We start from the raw sequence: 5,392 nt of genomic DNA, 5'->3' as shown, positions 1-5,392 counted from the left end.
GTGCAGGTGTTGGGGGCAAAAGACGACGGTAGCGATAAACGCCTCGGTGACGGACAAACCGCTCGCCCGGTGTGGGAAACCGCCAAAGATGCACTACAGTTCGGCCAGGACGGGCACGGCAGCGGCTTCTTCTTTACCGAAAAGCCGGATGCCAACGTGTGGGTCGACGGCGAAGTCTCCAGCTACTACCGCGACACCTACGCGGAAGCTGAACAGCGTCTGGGTAAGGTTCGTGCCCTGCGTCTGGCCGGTCACAACAACATTTTTCCAACGCTTTCCTGGCTCAATGGTACCGCTACGTTGCGCGTCTGGCATCCGCGCGGTCCTGATCAGGTTGAAGTGTGGGCGTTCTGTATTACCGATAAAGCCGCCTCTGATGAAGTGAAATCCGCATTTGAAAACAGCGCTACGCGCGCTTTTGGCCCCGCCGGATTCCTTGAGCAGGACGACTCAGAAAACTGGTGTGAAATTCAAAAACTGCTGAAGGGGCATCGGGCGCGTAATAGCAAACTGTGCCTGGAAATGGGGTTAGGTCAGGAGAAACGTCGTGAAGACGGCATTCCGGGGATCACCAACTACATCTTCTCAGAAACCGCCGCCCGCGGCATGTATCAGCGCTGGGCTGATTTACTCAGCAGCGAAAGCTGGCAGGAAGTGCAGGAAAAAACCGCCGCTTACCAGCAGGAGGTGATGAAATGAGTGCTTTAGTTTCCCTGGAACTGCATCACCGCATTACGCAGTTTCTCTACCATGAAGCCAGCCTGCTGGATGACTGGCAGTTTCGCGACTGGCTGGCACAGCTGGATGACGACATTCGCTATACCATGCGCACAACGGTCAATGCCCAGACGCGCGACCGTCGCAAAGGCGTGCAGCCGCCAACCACCTGGATTTTTAACGACAATAAAGATCAGCTTGAACGCCGTATTGCGCGACTGGAAACCGGAATGGCCTGGGCAGAGGAGCCGCCGTCGCGTACCCGACACCTGATCAGCAACTGCCAGGTCAGTGAAACCAAAGTGCCGGATGTATTCGCCGTGCGCCTTAACTATCTGCTGTATCGCGCGCAAAAGGAGCGCGATGAAACCTTTTACGTCGGCATGCGCATGGACAAAGTGCGCCGTTTACCGGGCGATGAGTGGCGCTTACTGGAGCGTGAGATCGTGCTGGATCAAGCGGTGATCACCTCCCATAACTTGAGTGTATTGTTCTGATGAGTCGTATTTATGCCTGCCCCGTAGGGGATTTGCCGGAGGGTGAAGCGCTCCGGCTCGACACCTCGCCTGTCATCGCGCTGTTCAACGTTGGCGGCGAGTTTTATGCCATTAACGATCGCTGTAGCCACGGTAATGCCTCGATGTCGGAAGGTTATCTGGAAGACGATGCGACGGTGGAATGCCCGCTGCATGCCGCCAGTTTCTGCCTGAAAACCGGTAAGGCGTTGTGTTTACCTGCCACCGATCCGCTGACCACCTACGCGGTGTACGTGGAAGGTAGCGATGTGTTCGTTGATATTCCAGAGGACGCGAGATGAGCGATTTACGCGATAACGTGGTCTTTATCACCGGCGGCGGCTCCGGTCTTGGCCTGGCGCTGGTCGAGCGTTTCATTGAGGAAGGCGCGCGGGTCGCCACGCTGGAACTTTCGCCAGCCAAAGTCGCCAGCCTGCGCCAACGTTTTGGCGAACATGTGCTGGCAGTAGAAGGCAACGTCACCTGCTACGCCGACTATCAGCGCGCGGTGGATCAAATTCTGGCGCGCTACGGCACGCTGGACTGTTTGATCGGCAACGCCGGGATATGGGATCACAACGCCTCGCTGGTCAATACGCCAGCAGACGCGCTGGAGAGCGGCTTTCATGAGCTGTTTAACGTCAACGTGCTGGGCTATCTGCTGGGCGCAAAAGCCTGCGCCCCTGCGCTTATCGCCAGCGAAGGCAACATCATCTTTACCCTTTCCAACGCGGCGTGGTATCCCGGCGGCGGCGGTCCGTTGTATACCGCCTCTAAACATGCCGCCACCGGGTTGATTCGCCAGTTAGCCTACGAGCTGGCGCCAAAGGTGCGCGTCAACGGCGTCGGTCCGTGCGGCATGGCGACCGATCTGCGCGGCCCACAGGCGCTGGGCCAGGGCGATACGTCGATTATGCAGTCGCTGACGCCGGAAAAAATCGCCGCCATTTTGCCGTTGCAGTTTTTTCCTGAGCCAGCGGATTTTACCGGCCCGTATGTGATGCTGGCGTCAAAGCGCAACAATCGCACATTGAGTGGCGTGATGATCAATGCCGATGCCGGTTTGGGCATTCGCGGTATTCGTCACGTTGCCGCCGGACTGGATCTCTGAGGAGGCGTTATGAGCCATAAAATTATCGCTATCGTCGGCGGTGGTCAGGCTGCGGCAATGGCCGCCGTCGCACTGCGTCAGCAAGGATTTAACGGCGAATTGCATCTGTTTTCCGATGAGCCGTATCTGCCCTATGAACGCCCTCCGCTCTCCAAAGCGATGCTGCTGGACGAAAATCCACAGCGACAGCCGATCCTGAATGCTGACTGGTGGCTGGAGAACAACGTACAGCTGCATCTTGGCGTCACGCTGCGTCAGATTGACCGCACCTCGCGCACGCTGATGCTCGCCGATGGTCAGTCCTACCGCTGGTCGCAGTTGCTGTTGGCGACCGGGGCCGCCGCCAGACCGCTGCCGCTACTGGATAAACTGGGCGAACGTTGCTTTACCCTGCGTCACGCCACAGATGCCGAGCGTCTGCGCGGTGCCTTGCTGCCGGGCAAGGCGATTGTGATTGTCGGTGCGGGCACCATTGGCCTGGAATTAGCGGCCAGCGCGATCCAACGCGGCTGTCGGGTGACGTTAGTGGAGCTGGCCTCAACGGTAATGGGTCGCAACGCCCCAGCTCCGGTGCGCGACTATCTGCTAAACCGCCACCGACAGGCAGGGGTGCGGGTGCTGCTCAACAGCGCCATTGAGCACGCTGAAGCGGGAGAGTTTCTCTCGCTTACCCTGCAAAACGGCGAGATGCTACAGGCCGATGCGCTGGTTTATGGCATCGGTATCGTGGCGAATGATGCGCTGGCTCGCGAAGCGGGGCTGGAGACGGCTAACGGTATTATCGTTGACTCCGCCTGCATCACCTCCGATCCCGCGATTTTTGCCGCCGGTGATGTGGCGATAACGCGCCAGCCCGACGGTTCGTTAGAACGGGTAGAAAGCTGGGAAAATGCCAATAACCAGGCACAGATTGCCGCTGCCGCAATGCTTAATCTGCCGTTGCCGGAGAAGACGCCAGGCTGGTTCTGGACCGACCAATTTAATGACAATCTGCAATTTGTTGGCGGTATGCAAGGGCAAACATGGTTATGTCGTGGCAATCCAGATGACGGCAAGGCTATCTGGTTCCACCTGCGTGATGGGAAGCTAATTGGCGCAGTAGCGCTCAACAATGGACGCGAAGTGCGCGCACTGCGTAAGTTAATTCATTCAGGACGAGTGGTAAGCGAGGAAGCGTTGTGCGATGAAGGCGTAGCGCTGAAGTCGTTGTGATAGCAGCCTGAAAAGCGCAGCGCTATCAGGCATTAAAAAAGGCCGCATCAGCGGCCTTTTGTTTTGCGTTAAGCAGAATTACGCGTAAACCGGGAAGCGTGCGCAGATATCCAGAACCTTACCTTTGACGCGCTCGATAACGGCTTCGTCATTGATGTTGTCCAGAACGTCACACATCCAGCCAGCCAGCTCTTTCACTTCCGCTTCTTTAAAGCCACGGCGAGTCACAGCCGGAGAACCGATACGGATACCGGAAGTCACAAACGGGCTCTTCGGATCGTTCGGCACGCTGTTTTTGTTAACAGTGATGTTAGCGCGGCCCAGTGCGGCGTCAGCTTCTTTACCGGTCAGGTTTTTATCAACCAGATCCAGCAGGAACAGGTGGTTTTCAGTACCGCCAGAAACCACTTTGTAGCCACGGTTCAGGAACACTTCCACCATCGCTTTGGCGTTTTTGGCAACCTGCTGCTGGTAAACCTTAAACTCAGGTTCCATCGCTTCTTTCAGCGCCACGGCTTTCGCTGCGATCACGTGCATCAGCGGGCCGCCCTGCGCGCTTGGGAACACCGCGGAGTTCAGCTTTTTGTACAGCTCTTCGTCACCGCCTTTCGCCAGGATCAGGCCGCCGCGCGGACCCGCCAGGGTTTTGTGGGTGGTGGTGGTCACTACGTGCGCGTGTGGAACCGGGTTCGGGTAAACGCCTGCGGCGATCAGGCCCGCAACGTGCGCCATGTCAACGAACAGGTATGCGCCAATGCTGTCGGCGATTTCACGCATTTTTGCCCAGTCAACAACGCCGGAGTAAGCAGAGAAGCCGCCGATGATCATCTTCGGCTTGTGCTCTTTGGCCTGCTTAGCCATATCTTCGTAGTCAATTTTACCGGACTCATCAATACCGTAAGGAATGATGTTGTACAGCTTGCCAGAGAAGTTAACCGGGGAACCGTGAGTCAGGTGGCCGCCTTGCGCCAGGTTCATGCCCAGAACGGTATCACCCGGTTGCAGCAGAGCGGTGTAAACAGCGAAGTTAGCCTGAGAGCCGGAGTGCGGCTGTACGTTAGCGTAGTCAGCGCCAAACAGCTCTTTTGCACGATCGATAGCCAATTGCTCAACGATATCAACGTACTCACAACCGCCGTAGTAGCGCTTGCCCGGATAACCTTCAGCGTATTTGTTGGTCAGCTGAGAACCCTGCGCCTGCATAACACGCGGGCTGGTGTAGTTTTCGGAGGCGATCAGTTCGATGTGCTCTTCCTGACGTACTTTTTCCTGCTCCATAGCCTGCCACAGTTCGGCATCATAATCGGCAATGTTCATTTCACGCTTTAACATCCGCATCTCCTGACTCAGCTAACAATAGAATTTCGGCCTAAAAAGGCAGTCCCGTTGGACGACGGCGAACAGTATAACCGAATCATTCTTCGATAACAGGTCTTGACAAAGGATTTTACGCAAACGATTACCTTCACGGCACGCAAGGCTTTGGAGAACAAAGGTCTGCTGAATTTCAACGGATTTCTTTTCAGGTTTGTGATGCAGATTTTTCACGATGTAACCTTTACAACGCAAAGTGACAAAGAACCATTTACAATGCAGGGGTATTTTTTATAAGATGCATTTGACATACATCATTAAAATTTCAGATAAAGGAAGACCGTATGCTTGACGCACAAACCATCGCTACAGTGAAAGCCACCATTCCCCTGCTGGTTGAAACAGGCCCGAAGCTGACCGCACATTTCTACGATCGCATGTTTACGCATAACCCAGAGCTGAAAGAAATCTTCAACATGAGTAACCAGCGTAATGGCGATCAGCGAGAAGCGCTGTTTAACGC

At 55.7% G+C, this 5,392-nt stretch carries 6 protein-coding genes and 1 pseudogene; 6 read left to right on the top strand and 1 reads right to left on the bottom strand.

Translation table 11 applies throughout. The features are described 5' to 3' along the window. The 5 genes from KQJ19_RS22210 to hcaD all read left to right on the top strand — a co-directional run. A partial coding sequence (locus tag KQJ19_RS22210) for an SRPBCC family protein (RefSeq protein WP_275972566.1) occupies positions 1-699 on the top strand: 699 nt, incomplete at its 5' end. Further along, positions 696-1,214, top strand: coding sequence for a 3-phenylpropionate/cinnamic acid dioxygenase subunit beta (gene hcaF / locus KQJ19_RS22205; RefSeq protein WP_200080357.1), 519 nt, complete (start codon positions 696-698; stop codon positions 1,212-1,214). The genes KQJ19_RS22210 and hcaF, both read left to right, overlap by 4 nt. Beyond that, positions 1,214-1,534, top strand: coding sequence for a 3-phenylpropionate/cinnamic acid dioxygenase ferredoxin subunit (gene hcaC, locus KQJ19_RS22200; protein WP_016154025.1), 321 nt, complete (start codon positions 1,214-1,216; stop codon positions 1,532-1,534). The genes hcaF and hcaC overlap by 1 nt, the downstream gene beginning before the upstream one ends. After that, on the top strand, positions 1,531-2,343 hold the full coding sequence (gene hcaB / locus KQJ19_RS22195; protein WP_019077395.1) for a 3-phenylpropionate-dihydrodiol/cinnamic acid-dihydrodiol dehydrogenase: 813 nt from the start codon (positions 1,531-1,533) through the stop codon (positions 2,341-2,343). Before hcaC ends, hcaB begins: the two co-directional genes overlap by 4 nt. A gap of 9 nt (positions 2,344-2,352) precedes the next feature. After that, positions 2,353-3,555: a phenylpropionate dioxygenase ferredoxin reductase subunit gene (gene hcaD / locus KQJ19_RS22190; RefSeq protein WP_216404160.1), complete on the top strand. Its 1,203-nt coding sequence runs from the start codon at positions 2,353-2,355 to the stop codon at positions 3,553-3,555. Positions 3,556-3,633: 78 nt separating this feature from the next. Here hcaD and glyA read toward each other — a convergent pair whose 3' ends face one another. Then, a complete protein-coding gene (gene glyA, locus KQJ19_RS22185; protein ID WP_003835277.1) occupies positions 3,634-4,887 on the bottom strand; it encodes a serine hydroxymethyltransferase in 1,254 nt (417 codons plus the stop codon). Positions 4,888-5,213: 326 nt separating this feature from the next. Here glyA and KQJ19_RS22180 point away from each other — a divergent pair. Continuing rightward, positions 5,214-5,392 (top strand): annotated as a pseudogene (locus KQJ19_RS22180) (globin domain-containing protein); the annotation flags it as partial.

This window comes from Citrobacter sp. S46_ASV_140 (assembly GCF_018919545.1).
In the GTDB taxonomy this organism is placed as follows: Bacteria; Pseudomonadota; Gammaproteobacteria; order Enterobacterales; family Enterobacteriaceae; genus Citrobacter; species Citrobacter braakii.
The sequence above is the reverse complement of the archived record's forward strand: the minus strand, read 5'-3'. Positions and strand labels throughout refer to the sequence as shown.